The sequence below is a fragment of the Superficieibacter electus genome (genome assembly GCF_002915575.1).
Taxonomy (GTDB): Bacteria; Pseudomonadota; Gammaproteobacteria; order Enterobacterales; family Enterobacteriaceae; genus Superficieibacter; species Superficieibacter electus.
In genome coordinates this window covers 52,549-76,568 of the sequence record NZ_PQGD01000017.1, presented here as the reverse complement: position 1 = coordinate 76,568, position 24,020 = coordinate 52,549, and the positions used below count along the sequence as shown (strand labels likewise).

Annotated in this window: 25 protein-coding genes and 1 tRNA gene; 18 read left to right on the top strand and 8 right to left on the bottom strand. The window is 54.2% G+C overall.

From position 1 onward, the window contains the following. Positions 1-98 precede the first annotated feature (98 nt). From CHU32_RS19785 to mtr, 12 genes are all read left to right on the top strand, one after another. Positions 99-175: transfer RNA gene (locus tag CHU32_RS19785), tRNA-Met, on the top strand. A 207-nt stretch (positions 176-382) separates the two neighbouring features. Beyond that, a complete protein-coding gene (rimP, locus tag CHU32_RS19780) occupies positions 383-835 on the top strand; it encodes a ribosome maturation factor RimP (RefSeq protein ID WP_139156239.1) in 453 nt (150 codons plus the stop codon). A 27-nt stretch (positions 836-862) separates the two neighbouring features. After that, complete coding sequence (gene nusA, locus CHU32_RS19775) at positions 863-2,350, top strand: transcription termination factor NusA (RefSeq protein WP_103676709.1); 1,488 nt, start codon at positions 863-865, stop codon at positions 2,348-2,350. A gap of 24 nt (positions 2,351-2,374) precedes the next feature. Continuing rightward, a complete protein-coding gene (gene infB, locus CHU32_RS19770) occupies positions 2,375-5,059 on the top strand; it encodes a translation initiation factor IF-2 (RefSeq protein WP_103750917.1) in 2,685 nt (894 codons plus the stop codon). A 159-nt stretch (positions 5,060-5,218) separates the two neighbouring features. Then, complete coding sequence (gene rbfA, locus CHU32_RS19765; RefSeq protein WP_049838896.1) at positions 5,219-5,620, top strand: 30S ribosome-binding factor RbfA; 402 nt, start codon at positions 5,219-5,221, stop codon at positions 5,618-5,620. Next, entirely contained in the window at positions 5,620-6,564 is a 945-nt protein-coding gene (truB, locus tag CHU32_RS19760; protein ID WP_103676707.1) for a tRNA pseudouridine(55) synthase TruB, read from the top strand. Before rbfA ends, truB begins: the two co-directional genes overlap by 1 nt. A gap of 151 nt (positions 6,565-6,715) precedes the next feature. Beyond that, complete coding sequence (gene rpsO / locus CHU32_RS19755) at positions 6,716-6,985, top strand: 30S ribosomal protein S15 (RefSeq protein WP_003861789.1); 270 nt, start codon at positions 6,716-6,718, stop codon at positions 6,983-6,985. A gap of 245 nt (positions 6,986-7,230) precedes the next feature. Continuing rightward, on the top strand, positions 7,231-9,366 hold the full coding sequence (pnp, locus tag CHU32_RS19750) for a polyribonucleotide nucleotidyltransferase (protein ID WP_103676706.1): 2,136 nt from the start codon (positions 7,231-7,233) through the stop codon (positions 9,364-9,366). 108 nt (positions 9,367-9,474) lie between these two features. Beyond that, entirely contained in the window at positions 9,475-10,359 is an 885-nt protein-coding gene (gene nlpI / locus CHU32_RS19745) for a lipoprotein NlpI (RefSeq protein ID WP_103676705.1), read from the top strand. Positions 10,360-10,464: 105 nt separating this feature from the next. After that, a complete protein-coding gene (yrbN, locus tag CHU32_RS28065; protein ID WP_100249910.1) occupies positions 10,465-10,545 on the top strand; it encodes a protein YrbN in 81 nt (26 codons plus the stop codon). Further along, positions 10,538-12,475, top strand: a complete 1,938-nt coding sequence (locus tag CHU32_RS19740) for a DEAD/DEAH family ATP-dependent RNA helicase (RefSeq protein ID WP_133159257.1) — start codon at positions 10,538-10,540, stop codon at positions 12,473-12,475. The genes yrbN and CHU32_RS19740 overlap by 8 nt, the downstream gene beginning before the upstream one ends. A 139-nt stretch (positions 12,476-12,614) precedes the next feature. Continuing rightward, complete coding sequence (gene mtr / locus CHU32_RS19735) at positions 12,615-13,859, top strand: tryptophan permease (protein ID WP_103676703.1); 1,245 nt, start codon at positions 12,615-12,617, stop codon at positions 13,857-13,859. Positions 13,860-13,909: 50 nt separating this feature from the next. On the opposite strand, the gene CHU32_RS19730 is transcribed toward mtr, so the two are convergent. Then, positions 13,910-14,449, bottom strand: coding sequence for a cytoplasmic protein (locus CHU32_RS19730; protein WP_103676702.1), 540 nt, complete (start codon positions 14,447-14,449; stop codon positions 13,910-13,912). 159 nt (positions 14,450-14,608) lie between these two features. Here CHU32_RS19730 and CHU32_RS19725 point away from each other — a divergent pair, with 159 nt between their 5' ends. After that, the gene (locus CHU32_RS19725; protein WP_103676701.1) at positions 14,609-15,322 is read left to right on the top strand and encodes a L,D-transpeptidase family protein; all 714 of its coding nucleotides are present in this window, start codon (positions 14,609-14,611) and stop codon (positions 15,320-15,322) included. Here the strand turns inward: CHU32_RS19725 and CHU32_RS19720 are convergent. From CHU32_RS19720 to ubiU, 3 genes are all read right to left on the bottom strand, one after another. Then, on the bottom strand, positions 15,315-16,322 hold the full coding sequence (locus tag CHU32_RS19720) for a luciferase-like monooxygenase (RefSeq protein WP_103676700.1): 1,008 nt from the start codon (positions 16,320-16,322) through the stop codon (positions 15,315-15,317). The genes CHU32_RS19725 and CHU32_RS19720 overlap by 8 nt on opposite strands. 78 nt (positions 16,323-16,400) lie before the next feature. Further along, the gene (locus tag CHU32_RS19715; RefSeq protein ID WP_103676699.1) at positions 16,401-17,279 is read right to left on the bottom strand and encodes a U32 family peptidase; all 879 of its coding nucleotides are present in this window, start codon (positions 17,277-17,279) and stop codon (positions 16,401-16,403) included. An 8-nt stretch (positions 17,280-17,287) separates the two neighbouring features. Then, positions 17,288-18,283: a ubiquinone anaerobic biosynthesis protein UbiU gene (ubiU, locus tag CHU32_RS19710; RefSeq protein ID WP_103676698.1), complete on the bottom strand. Its 996-nt coding sequence runs from the start codon at positions 18,281-18,283 to the stop codon at positions 17,288-17,290. A gap of 218 nt (positions 18,284-18,501) precedes the next feature. Here ubiU and ubiT point away from each other — a divergent pair, with 218 nt between their 5' ends. Both ubiT and CHU32_RS19700 read left to right on the top strand, forming a co-directional pair. After that, positions 18,502-19,026 carry a ubiquinone anaerobic biosynthesis accessory factor UbiT gene (gene ubiT, locus CHU32_RS19705; protein WP_103676697.1) on the top strand — a complete coding sequence of 175 codons (525 nt, stop codon included), beginning with the start codon at positions 18,502-18,504 and terminating at the stop codon, positions 19,024-19,026. Continuing rightward, positions 19,020-19,523, top strand: a complete 504-nt coding sequence (locus CHU32_RS19700) for a GNAT family N-acetyltransferase (RefSeq protein WP_103676696.1) — start codon at positions 19,020-19,022, stop codon at positions 19,521-19,523. The genes ubiT and CHU32_RS19700 overlap by 7 nt, the downstream gene beginning before the upstream one ends. Here the strand turns inward: CHU32_RS19700 and CHU32_RS19695 are convergent. Then, entirely contained in the window at positions 19,510-19,785 is a 276-nt protein-coding gene (locus CHU32_RS19695) for a GIY-YIG nuclease family protein (RefSeq protein ID WP_103676695.1), read from the bottom strand. The genes CHU32_RS19700 and CHU32_RS19695 overlap by 14 nt on opposite strands. Before the next feature lie 54 nt (positions 19,786-19,839). Between CHU32_RS19695 and CHU32_RS19690 the strand changes: the two genes are divergently transcribed. Further along, positions 19,840-20,283 carry a YhbP family protein gene (locus CHU32_RS19690; protein ID WP_103676694.1) on the top strand — a complete coding sequence of 148 codons (444 nt, stop codon included), beginning with the start codon at positions 19,840-19,842 and terminating at the stop codon, positions 20,281-20,283. Here the strand turns inward: CHU32_RS19690 and CHU32_RS19685 are convergent. After that, entirely contained in the window at positions 20,263-20,781 is a 519-nt protein-coding gene (locus CHU32_RS19685; protein WP_103676693.1) for a type 1 glutamine amidotransferase domain-containing protein, read from the bottom strand. The genes CHU32_RS19690 and CHU32_RS19685 overlap by 21 nt on opposite strands. A 129-nt stretch (positions 20,782-20,910) precedes the next feature. Between CHU32_RS19685 and CHU32_RS19680 the strand changes: the two genes are divergently transcribed. Continuing rightward, positions 20,911-21,558, top strand: a complete 648-nt coding sequence (locus CHU32_RS19680; protein WP_103676692.1) for an NAD(P)H-binding protein — start codon at positions 20,911-20,913, stop codon at positions 21,556-21,558. Between the two features lie 75 nt (positions 21,559-21,633). Then, on the top strand, positions 21,634-22,668 hold the full coding sequence (locus CHU32_RS19675; protein ID WP_103676691.1) for a permease: 1,035 nt from the start codon (positions 21,634-21,636) through the stop codon (positions 22,666-22,668). Positions 22,669-22,829: 161 nt separating this feature from the next. Here the strand turns inward: CHU32_RS19675 and dolP are convergent, their stop codons facing one another. Further along, the gene (gene dolP, locus CHU32_RS19670; RefSeq protein WP_103676690.1) at positions 22,830-23,405 is read right to left on the bottom strand and encodes a division/outer membrane stress-associated lipid-binding lipoprotein; all 576 of its coding nucleotides are present in this window, start codon (positions 23,403-23,405) and stop codon (positions 22,830-22,832) included. Positions 23,406-23,414: 9 nt separating this feature from the next. Next, positions 23,415-24,005 carry a DnaA initiator-associating protein DiaA gene (gene diaA, locus CHU32_RS19665; RefSeq protein WP_103676689.1) on the bottom strand — a complete coding sequence of 197 codons (591 nt, stop codon included), beginning with the start codon at positions 24,003-24,005 and terminating at the stop codon, positions 23,415-23,417. Positions 24,006-24,020: the final 15 nt, after the last annotated feature.

Sequence of the window (24,020 nt, the reverse complement as noted above, 5' to 3'; positions counted from 1 at the left end):
TTATACTACAGGCCGATTTTACGTCCCGTCTTCGGTACCAAATCCCAGCATTATTTGCATTTTCTACTCAAAACGCGTAGAATTTGCCACGTTTCAGGCGCGGGGTGGAGCAGCCTGGTAGCTCGTCGGGCTCATAACCCGAAGGTCGTCGGTTCAAATCCGGCCCCCGCAACCACTTTCCCTTAGAGTTCTTTTTCAAATAGTCTGTGAAGACGTTGGCCTTCGTAGCTGAGTTTGAAAAAAATTCTTTCGGAAGGTTCTCCAGGCCGCCGTTGCGGCTATAGGGTTCAGTTATCTAAAGCCCCGATTTATCGGGGTTTTTTGTTATCTGACTACAGAATAACTGGGCTTTACGCCCTTTTTTTATGTCTTGGGGGTGGGCTTGTCCACATTAGAGCAAAAATTAACAGAGATGATTACAGCACCGGTTGAAGCATTGGGCTTTGAGCTGGTCGGCATCGAATTTATTCGCGGTCGCACATCGACACTGCGCATCTATATTGATAGTGAAGATGGCATCAATGTTGATGATTGTGCTGATGTGAGCCATCAGGTGAGCGCCGTAATGGACGTTGAAGACCCCATTACTGTTGCCTACAACCTGGAAGTCTCCTCACCTGGCCTCGATCGTCCTATGTTCACCGCTGAACACTATACGCGTTTCCTGGGTGAAGAGGTGGCGCTGGTCCTGCGCATGGCGGTTCAGAATCGTCGCAAATGGCAGGGCATTATTAAAGCGGTTGACGGTGAGATGATCACGGTTACGGTTGATGGCAAAGATGAAGTGTTCGCGCTGAGTAACATCCAGAAGGCGAACCTGGTTCCCCACTTTTAACAGTCTGGATTGAGGTGAAAGGCCCCGATGAATAAAGAAATTTTGGCTGTTGTTGAAGCCGTTTCCAACGAAAAATCGCTGCCACGCGAGAAAATTTTCGAAGCGCTGGAAAGCGCACTGGCAACGGCTACAAAGAAAAAATACGAACAAGAGATCGATGTTCGCGTAGAAATCGATCGTAAAAGCGGTGATTTCGATACGTTCCGCCGCTGGGTTATTGTTGAAGAAGTGACCCAGCCGACGAAAGAGATCACTCTCGAAGCGGCGCGTTTTGAAGACGAAAGCCTGAATGTCGGTGAATATGTTGAAGATCAGATTGAGTCCGTGACCTTCGACCGCATCACGACGCAGACCGCAAAACAAGTCATTGTCCAGAAAGTCCGTGAAGCTGAACGCGCAATGGTTGTCGATCAGTTCCGCGAACATGAAGGTGAAATCATCACCGGCGTGGTGAAGAAAGTAAACCGCGATAACATCTCCCTTGATCTGGGCAACAATGCTGAAGCGGTGATCCTGCGTGAAGATATGCTGCCGCGCGAAAACTTCCGTCCGGGCGACCGCATTCGTGGCGTATTGTACGCTGTACGCCCTGAAGCACGCGGAGCCCAGCTGTTCGTAACGCGTTCTAAGCCGGAAATGCTGGTTGAACTCTTCCGCATTGAAGTGCCAGAAATCGGCGAAGAAGTTATTGAGATCAAAGCAGCCGCTCGCGATCCAGGTTCACGCGCGAAAATCGCAGTGAAAACCAACGACAAGCGTATCGACCCGGTTGGTGCCTGCGTCGGTATGCGTGGTGCACGCGTTCAGGCGGTCTCTACTGAACTGGGTGGCGAACGTATTGATATCGTACTGTGGGACGATAACCCGGCGCAGTTCGTGATTAACGCTATGGCTCCGGCAGACGTAGCGTCCATCGTAGTGGATGAAGATAAACACACCATGGATATCGCGGTTGAAGCCGGTAACCTGGCGCAGGCGATTGGCCGTAACGGTCAGAACGTGCGTCTGGCTTCACAGCTCAGCGGTTGGGAACTCAACGTAATGACCGTTGATGACCTTCAGGCGAAGCATCAGGCTGAAACGCATGCCGCTATTGAAACCTTTACCAGACACCTCGACATTGACGAAGAGTTCGCCACTGTTCTGGTTGAAGAAGGCTTCTCATCGCTGGAAGAACTGGCCTACGTGCCAATGAAAGAACTGCTGGAAATTGACGGCCTTGATGAGTTGACCGTTGAAGCACTGCGTGAGCGTGCTAAAACCGCACTGGCCACTTTGACTCAGGCCCAGGAAGAGAGCCTTGGTGATAACCAACCGGCTGACGATCTGCTGAATCTTGAAGGGCTGGATCGCGCAATGGCATTCAAACTGGCTGCCCGTGGTGTTTGTACGCTGGAAGATCTCGCCGATCAGGGCATTGATGATCTGGCTGGTATCGACGGTCTGTCCGACGAGCAAGCCGGTGAGCTGATTATGGCTGCCCGTAATATTTGCTGGTTCGGTGACGAAGCGTAATAAACTGTAGCAGGAAGGAACAGCATGACAGATGTAACCGTAAAAGCGCTGGCCGCAGAGAAACAGATTTCCGTGGATCGCCTGGTACAGCAATTCGCTGATGCAGGTATCCGCAAGTCTGTTGATGACTCTGTGTCCGCACAAGAAAGACAAACCCTCCAGGCCCACCTGAATCGTGATCAGGGTGCAGGCCCGGATAAGTTGACATTACAGCGTAAAACGCGCAGTACTTTAAACATTCCAGGTACCGGTGGAAAAAGTAAATCGGTACAAATCGAAGTCCGCAAGAAACGCACCTTTGTGAAACGTGACCCGCAAGAGGCAGAACGTCTCGCGGCGGAAGAGCAGGCACAGCGTGAAGCGGAAGAGCAAGCCCGTCGTGAGGCTGAAGAGACAGCCAAGCGTGAGGCGCAATTAAAAGCTGAACGTGAGGCCGCAGAACAAGCTAAGCGTGAAGCCGCTGACAAAGCGAAACGTGAAGCTGCGGAAAAAGACAAAGTGAGCAACCAACAAGACGATATGACCAAAACTGCCCAGGCTGAGAAAGCCCGTCGTGAGAACGAAGCTGCGGAACTGAAGCGTAAAGCCGAAGAAGAAGCACGTCGTAAGCTGGAAGAAGAAGCGCGTCGGGTCGCTGAAGAAGCTCGTCGTATGGCGGAAGAAAACGAGAAAAATGGTGTGCAGGCAACCGAAACCACTGAAGACACCAGCGACTATCACGTGACCACCTCTCAGCATGCGCGTCAGGCTGAAGATGATAACGACCGTGAAGTTGAAGGCGGCCGTGGCCGTGGCCGTAATGCGAAAGCAGCGCGTCCGGCCAAAAAAGGGAATAAGCACTCCGAATCAAAAGCCGATCGTGAAGAAGCACGTGCAGCGGTTCGCGGTGGTAAAGGCGGCAAGCGTAAAGGTTCTTCTTTACAGCAGGGCTTCCAGAAACCCGCTCAGGCTGTTAACCGTGACGTCGTGATTGGCGAAACCATTACCGTTGGCGATCTGGCGAACAAAATGGCAGTCAAAGGTTCTCAGGTCATCAAAGCGATGATGAAACTGGGTGCAATGGCGACCATCAACCAGGTTATCGACCAGGAAACCGCACAACTGGTGGCTGAAGAACTGGGCCACAAAGTGATCCTGCGTCGTGAAAATGAGCTGGAAGAAGCGGTAATGAGCGACCGTGATACAGGTGCTGCGGCAGAACCGCGTGCACCGGTAGTGACCATCATGGGTCACGTTGACCACGGTAAAACCTCGCTGCTGGACTACATTCGTTCTACGAAAGTGGCTTCCGGTGAAGCGGGCGGCATTACCCAGCATATCGGTGCGTATCACGTTGAAACTGACAACGGGATGATCACCTTCCTGGATACCCCGGGCCACGCCGCGTTTACCTCCATGCGTGCTCGTGGTGCACAGGCAACGGATATCGTTGTTCTGGTCGTTGCTGCCGATGATGGTGTGATGCCGCAGACGATTGAAGCTATCCAGCACGCGAAAGCGGCGCAGGTGCCTTTAGTCGTTGCAGTGAACAAAATCGACAAGCCAGAAGCCGATCTGGATCGCGTTAAGAACGAACTGTCTCAATACGGCGTTATGCCGGAAGAGTGGGGCGGCGAAGCGCAGTTCATCCCGGTTTCTGCAAAAGCAGGTACCGGTATTGATGATCTGCTGAACGCTATTCTGCTCCAGGCTGAAGTTCTGGAACTGAAAGCTATTCGCAACGGCATGGCGAGCGGTGCGGTCATCGAATCCTTCCTTGATAAAGGTCGTGGTCCGGTTGCCACAGTTCTGGTTCGCGAAGGTACCCTGAACAAGGGCGACATCGTACTGTGCGGTTTCGAATACGGTCGCGTTCGTGCGATGCGTAACGAACTCGGTCAGGAAGTGCTGGAAGCGGGTCCGTCCATTCCGGTGGAAATCCTCGGCCTGTCCGGCGTTCCGGCTGCGGGTGATGAAGTGACCGTGGTACGTGACGAGAAGAAAGCGCGTGAAGTGGCACTGTATCGTCAGGGCAAATTCCGTGAAGTTAAACTGGCTCGTCAGCAGAAATCGAAACTTGAGAACATGTTCGCTAACATGACCGAAGGCGAAGTTCATGAAGTGAACATCGTGCTGAAGGCTGACGTTCAGGGTTCTGTGGAAGCAATTTCTGACTCCTTGCTGAAACTGTCTACCGACGAAGTTAAAGTCAGGATCATCGGTTCTGGCGTGGGTGGTATCACCGAAACCGACGCCACCCTGGCAGCGGCGTCCAACGCCATCCTGGTTGGCTTCAACGTTCGTGCCGATGCCTCTGCGCGTAAAGTGATTGAATCCGAAAGCCTGGATCTGCGTTACTACTCCGTCATCTATAATCTGATCGACGAAGTGAAAGCGGCGATGAGCGGTATGCTGTCTCCGGAACTGAAACAGCAGATCATCGGTCTGGCTGAAGTGCGTGACGTATTCAAATCACCGAAATTTGGTGCGATCGCGGGCTGTATGGTTACCGAAGGGACAATCAAACGTCACAACCCGATCCGCGTTCTGCGCGACAACGTGGTTATCTATGAAGGCGAGCTGGAATCCCTGCGCCGCTTCAAAGATGACGTTAACGAAGTCCGTAACGGCATGGAATGTGGTATCGGCGTGAAGAACTACAACGACGTTCGCGTTGGCGATATGATCGAAGTGTTCGAGATCATCGAAATCCAACGTACTATCGCATAATCTTCGTCATGCCCGGTGGCACTTCGTTTACCGGGCCTGCGTTAGGATTGTTAGCCGGGTTGTAGGCCTGATAGGTGTAGCGCCATCAGGCTTTAAAGCGCCACCCGGCAATTATTTCAAAAGGGGCTGATAGCCCCTTTTTTGTCTGGAGAATTTATTATGGCGAAAGAATTTGGTCGCCCGCAGCGCGTGGCTCAGGAGATGCAAAAAGAGATCGCAATCATCCTGCAGCGCGAAATCAAAGACCCGCGTCTGGGCATGATGACTACCGTTTCTGGCGTCGAAATGTCCCGCGATCTGGCCTATGCCAAAGTGTTTGTAACCTTCCTGAATGACAAAGATGAAGACGCGGTGAAAGCGGGCATCAAAGCGTTGCAGGAAGCATCCGGTTTTATCCGTTCGCTGCTGGGCAAAGCGATGCGCCTGCGCATCGTGCCGGAACTGACCTTCTTCTACGACAATTCGCTGGTTGAAGGGATGCGCATGTCCAACCTGGTCACCAGCGTGGTAAAACACGACGATGAGCGTCGTGTGAACCCGGACGACAGCAAGGAGGACTAATGAGTCGTCCTCGCCGTCGCGGTCGCGACATACATGGCGTTCTGCTACTGGATAAACCGCAGGGGATGTCCAGCAATGACGTATTACAGAAAGTAAAACGCATCTATAATGCCAACCGCGCCGGGCATACCGGCGCGTTAGATCCGCTGGCAACCGGTATGCTGCCGATCTGCCTGGGGGAAGCCACTAAGTTTTCCCAGTATTTGCTGGATTCCGATAAGCGCTATCGTGTGATTGCCCGTCTGGGCCAGCGTACAGATACCTCCGACGCTGACGGCCAGATAGTGCAGGAGCGTCCTGTTACCTTTAGTGCGTCAGACCTTGACGCCGCGCTGGACACGTTTCGGGGTGATATTCAGCAGGTGCCGTCAATGTATTCCGCGCTGAAATATCAGGGGCGGAAACTGTACGAATATGCGCGTGAAGGTATTGAAGTGCCGCGTGAAGCGCGCCCGGTCACCGTTTATGAGCTACGCTTCATTCGCCACGAAGGCGATGAGCTTGAACTGGAAGTTCACTGCTCGAAAGGCACCTATATTCGCACCATCATTGACGATCTTGGTGAAAAGCTGGGCTGTGGCGCGCATGTGATTTTCCTGCGTCGGCTGGCGGTGAGCAAATACCCGGTAGAGCGGATGGTGACGCTGGAGCATCTGCGTCAGCTGGTGGCGCAGGCTGAACAGCAAGCTATTCCGGCGGGCGATCTGCTTGATCCGCTACTGATGCCGATGGACAGTCCGGCTTCGGACTTTCCTCTGGTCAATATTCCGGCGGTTGTTGCGGGTTATTTTAAGCAGGGCCAACCCGTAAGGGCCTCTGGTGCGCCGTTAAATGGCCTGGTACGCGTGACCGAAGGTGATAGCGCCAGCTTTATCGGTATGGGCGAAATCGACGATGAAGGACGCATCGCCCCGCGTCGTCTGGTGGTTGAATATCCGGCATAATACCGCTCCGTCTTGCGATAACCAGGCGCTGCGAGTAGAATATTGCCGCTTAATGCCCGCTAAATTGTTTAACAAGCTGGCGGACATTAACTATGGGGTTGCTGAATTAGAGATTGGCACCCTTTCTTTCTTTTAAATCTGGAGTTCTAAAATGTCTCTAAGCGTTGAAGCTAAAGCTAAAATCGTTTCTGAGTTTGGTCGTGGTACTAACGACAGCGGTTCTACCGAAGTACAGGTTGCACTGCTGACCGCACAGATTAACCACCTGCAGGGTCACTTTGCAGAGCACAAAAAAGATCACCACAGCCGTCGTGGTCTGCTGCGTATGGTTTCTCAGCGTCGTAAACTGCTCGACTACCTGAAACGTAAAGATGTTGCACGCTACACCGCGCTGATCGAGCGTCTGGGCCTGCGTCGCTAAGTCTTGCGAGTTTCAGAAAAGGGGCCTTCAGGGCCCCTTTTTTCAACCGCACCGCAGCAATTCGCTGGAAACTAATGTATTGTTGCTATGAATGATCTTCCGTCGCAGAGGTTCGCGCGGCTAATGAGAGGCTTCACCCACAAAGTGGGTTAGGGTTGTCATTAGTCGCGAGGATGCGCAGAAGATCGGTTGTTAACGACAGTGTGCCGTGGGTGCACTGCCACTAATTAAGAAAGGATATTATTTTGCTTAATCCGATCGTTCGTAAATTCCAGTACGGTCAGCATACCGTTACGCTGGAAACCGGGATGATGGCGCGTCAGGCTACTGCTGCCGTTATGGTTAGCATGGATGACACCGCAGTATTTGTGACCGTTGTTGGTCAGAAAAAAGCCAAACCGGGTCAGGATTTCTTCCCGCTGACCGTTAACTATCAGGAGCGTACCTACGCTGCTGGCCGTATCCCGGGCAGCTTCTTCCGTCGTGAAGGCCGTCCGAGCGAAGGCGAAACGCTGATCGCGCGTCTGATTGACCGCCCGGTACGTCCGCTGTTCCCGGAAGGCTTCGTCAACGAAGTTCAGGTTATTGCTACCGTTGTTTCTGTTAACCCGCAGGTTAACCCGGATATCGTGGCGATGATCGGCGCTTCTGCTGCATTGTCCCTGTCTGGTATTCCGTTCAACGGCCCGATCGGTGCTGCACGTGTGGGTTACATCAATGACCAGTACGTACTGAACCCGACGCAGGATGAGCTGAAAGAAAGTAAACTGGACCTGGTGGTTGCGGGTACTGAAGCGGCTGTTCTGATGGTGGAATCCGAAGCTGAACTGCTGAGCGAAGATCAGATGCTGGGCGCAGTGGTCTTTGGCCACGATCAGCAGCAGGTGGTTATCCAGGCGATCAACGACCTGGTGAAAGAAGCGGGTAAACCGCGCTGGGACTGGCAGCCAGAAGCCGTTAACGATGCGCTGAACGCGCGCGTGGCTGCGCTGGCTGAGTCTCGCCTGAGCGACGCATATCGTATCACCGACAAACAAGAACGTTATGCTCAGGTTGATGCCATCAAATCTGAAGCGATTGCCAGCCTGGTGGCTGAAGACGAAACCCTGGACGCTAACGAACTGGGTGAAATCCTGCACGCAATCGAGAAAAACGTGGTTCGTAGCCGCGTACTGGCAGGCGAGCCGCGCATTGACGGTCGTGAAAAAGACATGATTCGTGGTCTGGACGTACGCACCGGCGTACTGCCGCGTACTCACGGCTCCGCGCTGTTTACCCGTGGCGAAACGCAGGCGCTGGTGACAGCCACCCTGGGTACCGCACGTGACGCGCAGACGCTGGATGAGTTGATGGGTGAACGTACGGACACTTTCCTGTTCCACTACAACTTCCCTCCGTACTCTGTGGGTGAAACCGGTATGGTAGGCTCGCCGAAACGTCGTGAAATTGGTCACGGTCGCCTGGCGAAGCGCGGCGTGCTGGCAGTGATGCCGGAAGCCGACAAATTCCCGTACACCGTACGTGTGGTGTCTGAAATCACCGAATCTAACGGTTCTTCCTCTATGGCTTCCGTCTGTGGCGCTTCCCTGGCGCTGATGGACGCAGGCGTGCCGATCAAAGCGGCCGTTGCGGGCATCGCAATGGGCCTGGTGAAAGAAGGCGACAACTTTGTTGTGCTGTCTGACATCCTCGGCGACGAAGACCACCTGGGCGATATGGACTTCAAAGTGGCGGGTTCCCGTGACGGTATCTCTGCGCTGCAGATGGATATCAAAATTGAAGGTATCACCAAAGAGATTATGCAGGTTGCGCTGAACCAGGCTAAAGGTGCGCGTCTGCACATCCTGGGCGTAATGGAACAGGCAATTAATGCGCCGCGCGGCGATATCTCTGAGTTTGCACCGCGCATCCATACCATCAAGATTAACGCGGATAAAATCAAGGACGTTATCGGTAAAGGCGGTTCGGTTATCCGTGCGCTGACCGAAGAAACCGGTACTACCATCGAAATCGAAGATGACGGTACGGTGAAAATCGCGGCTACCGACGGTGAGAAAGCGAAACATGCTATCCGTCGTATCGAAGAGATCACTGCAGAAATCGAAGTGGGTCGTATCTACAACGGTAAAGTGACCCGTATCGTTGACTTTGGCGCGTTTGTTGCCATCGGCGGCGGTAAAGAAGGTCTGGTCCACATTTCTCAGATTGCCGACAAGCGCGTTGAGAAAGTGACCGACTATCTGCAAATGAATCAGGAAGTACCGGTGAAAGTTCTGGAAGTTGATCGCCAGGGCCGTATCCGTCTGAGCATCAAAGAAGCAACCGAGCAGTCTCAGCCTGCGAATGCACCGGAAGCACCGGCTGCTGAACAAGGCGAGTAAGGTTGCCATTGCCCTCCGCGCAGGCGGAGGGCTAATTAGCTGGCTGGACGCCTTGTTTGCAACTGGGGAACGGGACGTTCATCCTTTTGTTGTCTTCGGGAGTGGGAAATGAAGCCTTTTTTGCGCTGGTGTTTCGTGGCAACAGCTCTTACGCTTGCAGGATGCAACAGCTCCAGCTGGCGTAAAAGTGAAGTCCTCGCAGTACCATTGCAACCGACTTTACAGCAGGAAGTGATTCTGGCACGCATGGAACAAATTCTTGCCAGTCGGGCTTTAACCGATGACGAACGCGCACAGCTTTTATATGAGCGCGGAGTGTTGTATGATAGTCTCGGTCTGAGGGCCTTAGCGCGAAATGATTTTTCACAAGCGCTGGCAATAAGACCGGATATGCCTGAAGTATTCAATTACTTAGGCATATATTTAACGCAGGCAGGCAGTTATGATGCCGCCTATGAAGCGTTTGATTCTGTACTTGAGCTTGATCCAACTTACAATTACGCGTACTTGAATCGCGGTATCGCCCTGTATTACGGCGGTCGCGACAAGTTAGCGCAAGATGATCTGCTGGCGTTTTATCAAGACGATCCCAATGATCCTTTCCGCAGCCTGTGGCTTTATCTCGTTGAGCAGAAGCTTGATGAGAAGCGGGCAAAAGAAGCGTTAAAACAGCGCTTCGAGAAATCGGATAAGGAACAGTGGGGATGGAACATTGTCGAGTTCTACCTGGGCGACATTAACGAATCCGCGTTAATGGGACGACTCAAGGCGGACGCAACGGATAACACCTCGCTCGCTGAGCATCTCAGTGAAACCAACTTCTATTTAGGTAAGTATTACCTAAGTCTTGGGGACAAGGACAGCGCTACGGCACTGTTCAAACTGGCGGTGGCTAACAACGTTCATAACTTTGTTGAGCACCGATACGCATTGTTGGAATTATCGCTCCTGGGCCAGGAGCAAGATGACCTGGCAGAATCGGACCAGCAATAGCTGACGAACAGACATTAGCCCGAATTTTTTGATTGCCATCACCTTCGCGGGTGAGGGCGTTGTTGTTCGTTAATACACCTACTTTGAGCCGGTTCACACTTTTCAATGAAAATTGCAGATCAATTTCATGATGAGTTATGTAGACTGGCCGCCATTAATATCGAGGCACTTGTACTACATGGCTGAATTCGAAACCACTTTTGCAGATCTGGGCCTGAAGGCTCCTATCCTTGAAGCCCTTAACGATCTGGGTTACGAAAAACCATCTCCGATCCAGGCAGAGTGTATCCCTCACCTGCTGGGCGGCCGTGACGTTCTGGGTATGGCCCAGACCGGTAGCGGTAAAACCGCAGCGTTTTCTTTACCGCTGCTCAACAATCTTGATGCCGATCTGAAAGCACCTCAGATCCTGGTACTGGCACCGACCCGCGAGCTGGCGGTTCAGGTTGCTGAAGCAATGACCGATTTCTCTAAACATATGCATGGCGTGAACGTGGTAGCCCTTTACGGCGGCCAGCGTTATGACGTGCAGTTACGCGCCCTGCGTCAGGGACCACAGATCGTCGTCGGTACGCCGGGTCGTCTGCTGGATCACCTGAAACGCGGTACGCTGAACCTGTCCAGCCTGAGTGGTCTGGTACTGGACGAAGCCGATGAAATGCTGCGTATGGGCTTCATCGAAGACGTTGAAACCATCATGGCGCAGATCCCGGCTGACCATCAGACCGCGCTGTTCTCTGCGACCATGCCGGAAGCGATTCGTCGCATTACCCGTCGCTTTATGAACGAGCCGCAGGAAGTGCGCATTCAGTCCAGCGTTACCACCCGCCCGGACATCAGCCAGAGCTACTGGACGGTGTACGGTATGCGTAAAAACGAAGCGCTGGTGCGTTTCCTGGAAGCGGAAGATTTTGATGCGGCGATTATCTTCGTGCGTACCAAAAACGCGACCCTGGAAGTGGCTGAAGCGCTGGAGCGTAGCGGTTACAACAGCGCCGCGCTGAACGGTGACATGAACCAGGCGCTGCGTGAGCAGACACTGGAACGCCTGAAAGATGGTCGTCTGGACATCCTGATCGCCACCGACGTTGCGGCCCGTGGCCTGGACGTTGAGCGTATCAGCCTGGTGGTTAACTACGACATCCCGATGGACTCCGAGTCTTATGTTCACCGTATCGGTCGTACCGGTCGTGCGGGTCGTGCTGGCCGCGCGCTGCTGTTCGTTGAGAACCGCGAGCGTCGTCTGCTGCGCAACATTGAACGCACCATGAAACTGACTATTCCGGAAGTGGAACTGCCGAACGCAGAACTGCTGGGCAAACGCCGTCTGGAAAAATTTGCCGCTAAAGTACAGCAGCAGCTGGAAAGCAGCGATCTGGATCTCTACCGTGGTCTGCTGGCGCAAATCCAGCCGACGGCTGAAGGTGAAGAGCTGGATATCGAAACGCTGGCCGCCGCACTGCTGAAAATGGCGCAGGGCGAACGTTCTCTGATCGTACCGCCGGATGCACCGATGCGTCCGCGTCGCGAATTCCGTGACCGTGATGACCGTGCGCCGCGCGATCGTAACGACCGTGGCCCGCGTGGCGACCGTCCGGAACGCGGTGGTGAAGACCGTCCGCGTCGCGAACGTCGTGACGTTGGTGATATGCAGCTGTACCGCATTGAAGTGGGCCGTGATGATGGCGTTGAAGTTCGTCATATCGTTGGCGCGATTGCTAACGAAGGCGATATCAGCAGCCGTTACATCGGTAACATCAAGCTGTTTGCGTCTCACTCCACTATCGAACTGCCGAAAGGCATGCCGGGTGAAGTGCTGCAACACTTTACGCGTACCCGCATTCTGAACAAGCCGATGAACATGCAGTTGCTGGGCGATGCACAGCCGCACACCGGCGGTGAACGCCGTGGCGGTGGCCGCAGCTTCGGTGGCGAACGTCGCGAAGGCGGTCGTGGCGAAGGCCGTGGTTTTGGCGGTGAGCGTCGTGAAGGCGGTCGTAGTGAAGGTCGTCGTTTCAGCGGCGAGCGTCGTGAAGGCCGTGCGCCGCGTCGTGATGATGCAGCTCCACGTCGTGACGACTCCTCCAGCCGTCGTCGTTTCGGTGGCGATGCGTAATTTACGCTAGTATCGTAAAGTAATCTGTACAGCCCCGGTCTTAACAACCGGGGCTTTTTTTATTTCATTTGTACTCGTGTACTGGTACAGTGTGGCACGCTTCACCAGGAGAAGTGCTTTGTAACGGAGAAAAAACCAGATGGCTACCCTCACCACCACACAAACCTCGCCCTCACTGCTCAGTGGCGTGGTCATTATCGGCGGCACTATCATTGGTGCTGGCATGTTCTCTTTGCCGGTCGTGATGTCCGGAGCGTGGTTCTTCTGGTCGCTGGCGGCGCTGGTCTTCACCTGGTTTTGTATGCTCCATTCCGGGCTGATGATCCTTGAAGCCAACCTGAACTATCGTATTGGTTCCAGCTTCGACACCATCACTAAAGATCTGCTGGGCCAGGGCTGGAATGTGGTGAACGGCGTTTCTATCGCCTTTGTGCTCTACATCCTGACCTATGCCTATATTTCTGCCAGCGGATCGATTCTGCATCATACCTTTGCGGAAATGTCGCTGAACGTACCGGCCCGGGTGGCTGGTTTTTGCTTTGCGCTGCTGGTAGCGTTTGTGGTGTGGCTGAGTACCAAAGCGGTCAGCCGGATGACGGCGATCGTGCTGGGTGCGAAAGTCATTACCTTCTTTCTGACCTTCGGTAGCCTGTTGGGGCACGTTACGCCAGTGACGTTGTTTAACGTGGCTGAAAGCCATGCTTCCTACACACCCTATCTGCTGATGACGCTGCCGTTCTGCCTGGCGTCTTTTGGCTACCATGGCAACGTGCCGAGCCTGATGAAATACTACGGTAAGGACCCGCGCACTATCGTGAAGTGCCTGGTGTATGGCACCCTGCTGGCGTTGGGACTTTATATCGTCTGGCTGCTGGGAACGATGGGCAATATTCCACGTCCGCAGTTTATCGATATTGCGCAAAAGGGCGGTAATATTGACGTGCTGGTACAGTCACTGAGCGGTGTCCTGAACAGCCGTAGTCTGGATTTGTTGCTGGTGATCTTTTCTAACTTCGCGGTCGCCAGCTCGTTCCTCGGCGTTACGCTGGGGCTGTTTGACTACCTGGCCGATCTCTGTGGTTTTGATGATTCTGCCAGCGGGCGCTTCAAAACCGCGCTGTTAACCTTTACGCCTCCGGTGGTTGGCGGCCTCCTGTGGCCGAATGGTTTCCTTTATGCGATTGGCTACGCCGGACTGGCGGCAACCATCTGGGCGGCAATTGTGCCGGCGCTGCTGGCGCGTAAATCCCGCAAGCGTTTCGGCAGCCCGACATTCCGTGTCTGGGGCGGCAAGCCGATGATTGCGTTGATCCTGGTCTTTGGTGTGGGTAATGCGCTGGTGCATATTCTGTCGAGCTTTAATCTGTTACCGGTGTACCAGTAACGCGGCATGCCGGGTGAGAAGCTCTCACCCGGCTATCCCGATTAATGTCATCAAATATAACCCTGTTTGTTGTACAGCTCCTCTGCCAGCGCGTCACCATGTTCATCAAAGAAGGCATTCGCGATAGTCAAATTTTCCACCTGTGGGTTTGCTATTATCTTGCTCTTGCCGTCGTCGAATTCGATACCGATACTGACGTCTTTCTCTGCTCCCCACCAGTAGGAATAAATCAGCAGAAAGTTATTTTGCGTGGCTGGCGTAATGAATTTTTCCATCCCCCGCAGACAGACGACCAGAGGCAAAAAATCATCAAAACTTTCCGACAGGAAGATGTGGTCCATGGTGACGATCTGCGTCTGCGCATCGAACGTGATATGTTCGGCACAGATATTGTCTTTGCTGGTGCCAGCGTTACAACCGGCAAGATCGCGTAGCATCTTTGCCGGATCGCCGTATATCCGTTGCTCCGCACTGAACCAGTCCAGCCAGTCGCTATAGTCTTCCATATTTTTCGCAGGAGAACGTAAAAATGCCTGCAGATTATCCCGGGTGATGTGGGCGTGGAGAAAAAATGATGCTGGTTCACTCATCATGCTGATCCTCTGATAACGTTTTATCCGTCATTATAAAGGTGCTCCTGACTCATTTAAGTCCAGAAATGGACTATTTGCCGGAGCGTTTCAAAAGGACAGCCTGAGGCGGAAAACGTATAGTAATGACCGGCTGATAAGCGAGGCGGAGAGCGAGTAATGGGACGTGCGGGGTTATTCTATCTGATACTCTGTGCCGCAATAATCGCAGTCGGTATTCGTTTTTTCTGGCCCGTCCCGCAAGAGGAAATCCCTTTTCTGCCTGAGGAGAAAACCGCGCCTCCCGCACCCTTACCGCCGAAAGAAATCCACCCCGGTGACCGTGTGTTTATCCGTATTCTGAAAGCTGAAGACAAGCTTGAGTTGTGGTCCAGCGCCGGAAATAAACCTTATGAACTGTATAAAACCTGGACTATTTGTGCCTGGTCGGGTGGTTTAGGGCCAAAACACAAACAGGGCGATGGCAAAAGCCCGGAAGGATTCTATGCCACCACAAAAGGGCTGCTGAACCCGAAGAGTCATTACCATCGGGCATTTAATATTGGTTACCCCAACGCTTACGATCGGGCAAACGGCTACACCGGGGATTTTATTATGGTGCACGGTAGCTGCGTTTCTGCGGGCTGCTACGCGATGACCGATGACGGCATAGACGAGATATACCAGCTGGTGGCGCAGGCGCTCAATAGCGGGCAACAACGTGTGCCGGTGCATATTTTCCCTTTTTCCATGACGGCGGCGAATATGCAGCGCGCGACGAAATGGCCCGACTACGCTTTCTGGCAGTCATTAAAACCAGGTTATGACTACTTCGAAAAAAATCACCGGCTTCCGACTGTGACGGTCGAAAACCGGCGCTATAAAATTAACTAAACAGCTCTTCTTTAACGTCCATCGCCAGATCAAACGAATGCAGACGCGCCTGATGATCGAAAATCTGACCGTTAACCATAATCTCATCGGCATCCGTTTCGCGCAAAATCGATTGCAGACCATGGCGAACCTTCGCTTTATCGCCTACCAGCGACATGCTCAGCGCCTGCTGTACGCCGTACTGCTCGGACGGCGACCAGAAAGTGTCCATATTCTCTATCGGTGGCGGAAGCTGGCCGGTTTCACCGCGGCGCAGTTTGACGAACGCCTGTTGCATAGAGGTAAACAGGAATTCGGCATCGCGATTGCTGTCGGCGGTGACAATATTAATGCATACCATCGCGTACGGTTTTTCCAGCCGCGCGGAGGGCTTGAAGTTAGTGCGATAGAGATGCAGCGCCTGGAACAGCATATCCGGCGCGAAGTGTGAGGCAAAGGCAAATGGCAGACCGAGCTGGGCGGCAAGTTGCGCGCTGTAGAGACTTGAGCCTAACAGCCACACCGGGATCTTCTCGCCGTAGCCGGGCACCGGACGCACCTGCGGATGAGGATCGCGGGCGTCAAACCACTCCACCAGCTCATTAACATCGCGCGGGAAATTATCAATATCGCCGCTCATATGACGACGCAGGGCGCGCATGGTCGGCTGGTCGCTACCCGGCGCGCGACCCAGCCCCAGATCAATACGTCCCGGATAAAGCGTATTCAGCGTACCGAACTGCTCGGCAATCACCAGTGGTGAGTGATTTGGCAGCATCACGCCGCCGGAACCGAGGTGCAATGTCGTGGTGTTGGCGGCGAGATAGCCAATCAGCACCGACGTCGCCGCGCTGGCAATGCCGGTCATATTATGGTGTTCCGCCAGCCAGTAGCGATGATAGCCACGCTTTTCCGCCAGCTGTGCCAGCGCCAGGGAATGCGAGAAGGCTTCTCTGGCTGAGGAGCCTTGCGGGATCGGCGCGAGATCCAGCACCGAAAAGGGGATCGATTTATCAGTCATAACGGCTCACTTTGTTACCGGTTAATCTTTTAATACTGCATTAAGATTTCATTATAGTTGTTAACAAAGTGAGCTTTTTTACGCCTGCAGTTCCAGCCCGGCCAGTCGCTTCCAGTAGCCGTTACAATCGCTATGTGGCGCAAGGGCCAGTGGAGCAGCCCCCGTTTCGTTAGCGCGGAAGGCATCGAGCATGGCGAAGGTTTCCGTGCCTAATGGCGACAAGCGCACCATATCGACAATGCCTTTCATCGACGTGAGTTCATTACCGAGGTTATATACGTAGCCGCTCATGGTCTGAATACCATTAAGCACAAACACCTGCTGATTTTCCTGCGACAGTACGTTGCGCCCGTTAGGATACTTAATGCAGCAGGTTTCGCACTCATCTTTTGGCCGGTCTTCCGAGCGGGCGGTGAAGCAGCGTGCAGAGTAGGCCAGCGGCAAATGCCCGTAACTGAGGACTTCGACTTCAAACTGCTGGCGAATGCCCAGTTCGTCGCACTGATTAAGCAGGTTGATCAGCCAGTCGCGGGACAGTTCCACCGGCATACACCAACGAACCATACCTTGTTTCAGTAAAAGGCGCAGCGTGACCGCGTTGTAACAGTTAAGCGCATGTCCGGCGACAAACGGTAGCTTACGTTCGGCGCACATATTGACGACACCTATGTCGCTGGCTTCCAGCAGAAATTCGCCGTTATCAATAAAGCGTTTCAGCTCGCCCAGCTCAGATGACGCCTGTACCAGCGCCAGCGTGGAAAGCACCACCTGCTTGCCGCTGTTTGCCAGCGATTTTGCCATCTCCAGCCAGTCACCGACTTTGGTCGCCCGGCGCTTGCTGCATACCGCTTCGCCAAGATAAATCGTGTCGGCGCTGCTGGTGGCGGCCTGCTGGTAAAAATCCTCCAGCGTCTCTTTTGACCAGTAATAAAGCACTGGTCCGAGTGAGTATTTCATGTGATTCCCTACTGCCATTTACGGTGATACGCACCGAGTGTGGTTTGTGTACCTTCAGACATCGCGCCGAGCGCATCCATCCATGCGCGTTGCGGGACGTATTCCTGCGGCGAAGCCATACAGCGGTCAATTGCCTGCCGCCACACTTTCGCGACCTGGCTGACGTAGGCCGGGCTGCGCTGACGGCCTTCGATTTTCACCGAAGCTATTCCGGCGGCCAGTAATTCTGGCAGCAGCTCCAGCGTGTTGAGGCTGGTCGGCTCTTCCAGCGCGTGATAACGTTCACCATCCACCAGATAGCGGCCTTTGCACAGCGTTGGGTAGCCTGCGTTTTCCCCGTCCTGATAGCGATCGATCAGCACCTCATTAAGGCGCGACTCCAGCCCCTGTGGCGTTTGTTGCCAGCGTACAAAACGTGCCGGAGAACAGGCTCCTACGGTATTTGGCGACTCGCCCGTTAAATAAGAAGAGAGATAGCAGCGACCTTCCGCCATGATGCACAGGCTACCAAAAGCGAACACCTCCAGCGGTACTGGTGTTACGCGGGCAAGCTGTTTGACCTGATGAATAGAAAGGACGCGTGGCAGCACCACGCGTGCGACGTCAAAATGACGGTGATAGAAACGGATCGCCTCTTCATTGGTGGCTGATGCCTGGACTGAGACATGACGCTCAATATGCGGGTAGCGAACGGCGGCATACTCAAGCATCGCGAGATCGGCAAGGATGAGCGCATCTGCTCCTAACTGAGCGGCCATATCCACTGCACGTTGCCAGCGGGCATAGCCGTCCGGATGGGCGAAAGTATTAATGGCGATGTGCAGTTTGCGGCGGTGCTGATGCACGAAGCTCACAGCTTCCTGTAATTTTTTCTCGGTAAAGTTAAGCCCGGCAAAATGGCGGGCGTTGGTGTCATCTTTCAGCCCGATATAGACGGCGTCAGCGCCATTTTCGATGGCCGCCTTAAGCGCCGGAAGGTTGCCAGCAGGACAGAGGAGCTCCATAAAATTTCCTGAACGTTGCACCCCTTGCGGGCCGCAAATTGTTAACGAACTGGAATTTTAGTTAACCTGACTGCGACAATTTTTGATTTGAGGCAGTTAAACGCGTATTGATGGTGCCAATAATAACGTCTTCATAACGTAATTGTTGATTTACGCCGCCATGTCGTTTATCTGATATGGCAGAATGATGGAATTATTGAATTGAGGGAGTAAAGCTCGTGCTGGATAAACTGCGTTCACGCCTGGTTCACCTTGGTCCGTCGCTGATGAGTGTGCCGGTGAAGCTGACGCCCTTTGCCCTTAAGCGTCAGGTGCTGGAACAGATGCTACGCTGGCAATTTCGCCAGGCTCTGGCAGACGGGGAGCTGGAGTTTCTTGACGGCCGCTGGTTGAGTATTGAGGTGCGTGATATCGGCCTTAAATGGTACACCTCCGTTGAGAACGCGTGTCTGATCGTCAGTGAAACGGCTGAGGCTGACGTGAGCTTTAGCGCTGATGCCAGCGATCTGTTAATGATCGCTGCGCGCCGTCAGGACCCCGATACGCTTTTCTTCCAGCGCCGCCTGGTGATTGAAGGCGATACCGAACTGGGTCTGTACGTGAAGAACCTGATGGACGCCATCGAACTGGAGCAGATGCCAAAAGCGTTACGCATGATGCTGCTGCAACTGGCGGACTTTGTTGAGGCGGGGCTGAAAACACCGCCGGAAACCACAAACAGATCGGTAGGTGAACCATGCTGATTCGCGTTGAAATTCCCATTGATGCGCCGGGTATTGATGCCCTGTTGCGTCGTTCTTTCCAGAGCGATGCCGAAGCAAAACTGATCCACGATTTACGCGAGGATGGCCTGCTCACGTTGGGCCTGGTCGCGACCGATGACGAAGGGCAGGTCATTGGCTACGTCGCTTTCAGCCCGGTAGACGTCGAAGGTGAAGACTTGCAGTGGGTGGGGCTGGCACCGCTGGCCGTAGATGAAAACTATCGGGGGCAAGGGCTGGCGCGCCAGTTGGTGTATGAAGGCCTCGATTCCCTGAATGAATTTGGCTACGCCGCCGTAGTCACGCTGGGCGATCCGGCTTTTTACAGCCGCCTCGGGTTTGAATCAGCCTCCCGTTACGATTTACGCTGCCGCTGGCCGGGTAGCGAAAGTGCGTTTCAGGTACATCGTCTGGCTGACGACGCACTGGTCAACGTACATGGGCAGGTGGAGTACCACGACCACTTTAATCGTCTGTAATCAGACTTTTTAGCAAAATCTCTCCGGCGACGAGGCGCTCTTTCTGGCGCTTCGTGAGCTGTTTTATTCGGTATTCCAGACGTAATGCCAGCGAGCGTTCTCCGACTTGCTCGAAAAAGGCCAGCGTCAACTCTCCTTTCCCGCGCAGGGCTTTTGCGCCTTTACCTGTCTGATGTTGCCCAAAGCGACGCGCAACATCGGTGGTGATCCCGGTGTAGAGGGCATTGTTTTCCGTTCGGATTAAATAAAGATACCAGCACACGGTTGATAGCCACTATGTTAAGGTGAGCGCACCATAACATAAGGGAGAGGCTGGATGGAAACGCTTGCCGCAATAAGCCGCTGGATTGCTAAGCAGCACGTGATCACCTGGTGCGTGGCCCGTGAGGGTGAACTCTGGTGTGCGAATGCATTCTACGTTTACGATCCGCAAAACGTCGCTTTCTATGTGCTGAGCGAGGATAACACCCGCCATGCGCAGATGACCGGACTGCATGCGCCGGTGGCTGGCACTATTAACGGACAACCGAAAACCGTGGCGCTGATCCGTGGCGTGCAGTTCAAAGGTGAAATTCGACGTCTGGAAGGAAAGGAAAGCGAGATGATGCGTGCCCGCTACAACCATCGCTTTCCGGTTGCCAGAGTGGTATCTGCGCCCGTCTGGGAGATTCGCCCCGACGAACTGAAGTTTACCGATAACACCCTGGGCTTTGGTAAAAAGCTTTACTGGTTACGCAACTCAGGCTCCGAGCAGGCGTAACGCTTCGCGGTTAAAGGCGGGTAAATCATCCGGCGTGCGGCTGGTAACCAGTTGATCCTTATCTACCACGACTTCCTGGTCGAAGAATTCGGCCCCGGCGTTCTTGACGTCAATCACGATAGGCTTCACCGCGGTCAGCTTGCGTCCGCGCACCACCTCGGCGCTGATCAACAATTGCGGACCGTGGCAGATGGCGAATACGGGCTTGCCGCTGTTAACGAAATCGCGGGTAAAGGTAACAAAACGATCGTCGCCACGCAGTGAGTCTGGCGAATGGCCGCCGGGTAGCAGCAGCGCATCAAACTCTGCCGGGCTGACCTCATCAATGCTCTTATCGATCTTCACACTGGCGTCGCCCTGTTTCCCCTTCACCGTCTTACCGGCTTCTTTCTCAATGGTGATCACCTCGTGCCCGGCCTTTTTGTACGCTTCTGCCGGTGAGGTAAATTCTGAATCTTCAAACTCGTCGGTGATCAAGACCGCTATTTTCTTGCCCATGTTTCCTCCGTTGTCTGGCTTCAGATCATTTTCTCTGGATATGGTAAATACTTACCGTAGACGTTTAAGTGTGGTGCAGACCTGCGAGATTGCAACACGGACAAATCCGCATATCGGAAGGAGAGAACAATGAGTCAGGTTTTACTGACCGGTGCGACCGGGCTGGTGGGCGATCATCTGTTGCGTATGTTACTTCAGGAAGCGCGGGTCACCGGTATCGCTGCGCCGACGCGACGCCCGCTTAACGATATTTCCGGCGTTTTTAACCCGGTTGATCCCCAGTTGACCGATGCGCTGGCGCAGGTGACCACGCCGGTGGATATGGTGTTCTGCTGTCTGGGAACCACCCGACGGGAGGCAGGTTCAAAGGAAGCATTTATTCATGCGGATTATACATTAGTGGTGGATACCGCGCTTACCGGAAGACGTCTGGGGGCAACGCATATGCTGGTGGTCAGCGCGATGGGAGCCAGCGCCAGTTCACCGTTTTTCTACAATCGGGTGAAGGGGAAGATGGAGGAAGCCCTGATTGCGCAACAGTGGCCGCGCCTGACCATCGCCCGTCCCTCCATGCTGCTGGGCGATCGTGAAAAACATCGGGTGAATGAATCATTGTTGGCCCCGATCTTTAAACTGCTGCCGGGTAATTTGAAATCGATTAACGCCAGAGATGTCGCGCGGGCCTTGCTTTCTGAGGCCCTGACGGAGGAAGGTGAGCCGGTGCGCATTCTCTCGTCGTCCGCATTACGGGAAATTGCTGCACGTAATAACGATTAATAATTTCCATAAATATTTTGACCAGCGTACTATGCCCCGGTTTCTGTAAAACCATAATTATCTCCGGGGAATGTTATGACTGGTCAGTCTTCATCTCAATCGGCATCATCACATCAGTGGTGGAAGCCCGCGCTTTTCTTTCTCGTTGTTATCGTCGGCCTGTGGTATGTGAAATGGCAGCCTTACTATGGCAAAGCCTTCACGGCGGCTGAAACGCACAGTATCGGTAAATCTATTCTTGCCCAGGCGGATGCCAGCCCATTACGCGCGGCATGGGATTACGCGCTGGTCTATTTCCTCGCCGTATGGAAAGCGGCTGTGCTGGGCGTCATTCTGGGTTCGCTGGTACAGGTGCTGATCCCGCGTAACTGGCTGCTGCGTACCCTGGGCCAGCCGCGCTTTCAGGGCACGCTGCTGGGGACGATTTTTTCTCTGCCCGGCATGATGTGCTCCTGCTGCGCGGCACCGGTCACGGTCGGGCTGCGCCGTCAGCAGGTATCAATGGGCGGTGCGCTGGCGTTCTGGATGGGTAACCCGCTGTTGAACCCGGCCACGCTGGTGTTTATGGGGTTTGTGCTCGGCTGGCAGTTTGCGCTGGTGCGGCTGGTCGCCGGGGTGGCGATGGTATTGATTGTCGCCACGCTGGTGCAGCGTCTGGTGAAGGACTCCGTACCACCGGCAGCGGTGGATATGGTTGAAACGCCGGTGCAGGGGAGTTTCTTCTCCCGCTGGGGGCGGGCGTTGTGGACGCTATTCTGGAATACGATCCCGGTTTATATTCTGGCGGTGCTGGTCCTCGGCGCAGCCCGGGTCTGGCTGTTCCCGCATGCTGATGGTGTGGTAGGTAATACCTTCTTCTGGGTGGCAGCGATGGCCGTTGCAGGCTGTCTGTTTGTGATCCCAACCGCCGCTGAAATCCCGATTGTGCAGACCATGATGCTGGCGGGTATGGGAACCGCTCCCGCGCTGGCGCTGCTGATGACGCTACCGGCGGTCAGTCTGCCGTCGCTGGTGATGCTGCATAAAGCGTTTCCGGCACAGGCGCTGTGGCTGACCGGTGGATTGGTGGCCATAGGCGGGATCATTGTCGGAAGTATTGCGCTGGCATAAGAGGGGCGGCTGACTGTCGCCGCGACGGCGTCGTTGTAATGCCGGGTGGCGCTGCGCTTACCCGGCCTGCATTCTGGCGTTATTCGACCTTCCAGGCCCGGTAAGCGCAGCGCCACCGGGCAGGGAGGGCACGGCGCATCATACATTCGCCGTGCTACAACTTACTTAATAAACGTAAACGCGGTGGTAACGTGTTTCACGCCACTGACCCGGCTGGCCATATCCGCCGCCGCTTTGGCTTCGGTATCCGTCACCAGACCCATCAGGAACACCTCGCCATTTTCCGTCGTCACCTTCACATTCGACGATTTCACCTGATCGCTTGCCAGCAACTGGGAGCGGACTTTGGTGGTGATCCACGTATCGTTGGACGCGGTGCCTAAACCAATCGGGCTTCCCTGACGGATTTCATTAAACACTTCGGTTGCGCCATCGACGCCCATGGCAATCTGCTTCGCACGGGAAGACAAATCGCTGTTCGGTGCCTGACCGACCAGCAGTACCTTGCCCTGGTAAGCGGTGACGTTAATGCGCGTCTCTTTCTTAATTTGCGCGTCTTTAGCCAGCGCGCTGTTGACGCGGAGTTCGAGCGTTCCATCGTCCACCTGAGTGCCCACGGTGCGAGGATCGGTTGCCGCTTTGGTGCCTACCGCTGCTGTACCGACAACCGCCGCAGCAACGCAACCCTGCAAGAGCAGTGCGGAAATAAGGACTGCGAGGGGCGAAAATGCCTTCATGTGTACTCCTTAATCGTCCTGGTGAGGAAATAGCGTGTTATCAATCAGATCGCATAAACAGTTGACCGTTAACATATGCATTTCATGGATGCGCGCGCTGCGATGAGAAGGGATGCGGATCTCAACGTCCTGTGGCCCCAGTAGGCCAGCCAGTTCGCCGCCGTCATAGCCGGTCAGTGCAACAATGGTCATATCACGGGTGACTGCCGCTTCTACCGCTTTCACGATGTCCCGGCTATTACCACGCGTTGAAATCGCCAGCAACACATCACCGGCATGGCCCAGCGCCCGCACCTGTTTGGCATAAATCTCATCATGCAAACGATCGTTAGCAATCGCGGTTAAGACCACGTTATCGGTATTAAGTGCCATTGCCGGTAAACCCGGACGCTCGGTCTCGAAACGGTTAATCATGCTGGCAGCAAAATGCTGTGCGTTGGCGGCAGAGGTTCCATTGCCACAGCAGAGAATTTTGTTACCGTTAAGCAGCGACTGCACCAGCGTCATTGCCGCACGGGAAATGGCATCTGGCAGCGCTTCCGCCGCAGCGATTTGCGTCTGGATGCTTTCGGTGAAGCACACTTTAATTCGTTCGAGCACAGTATCCCTTAACTA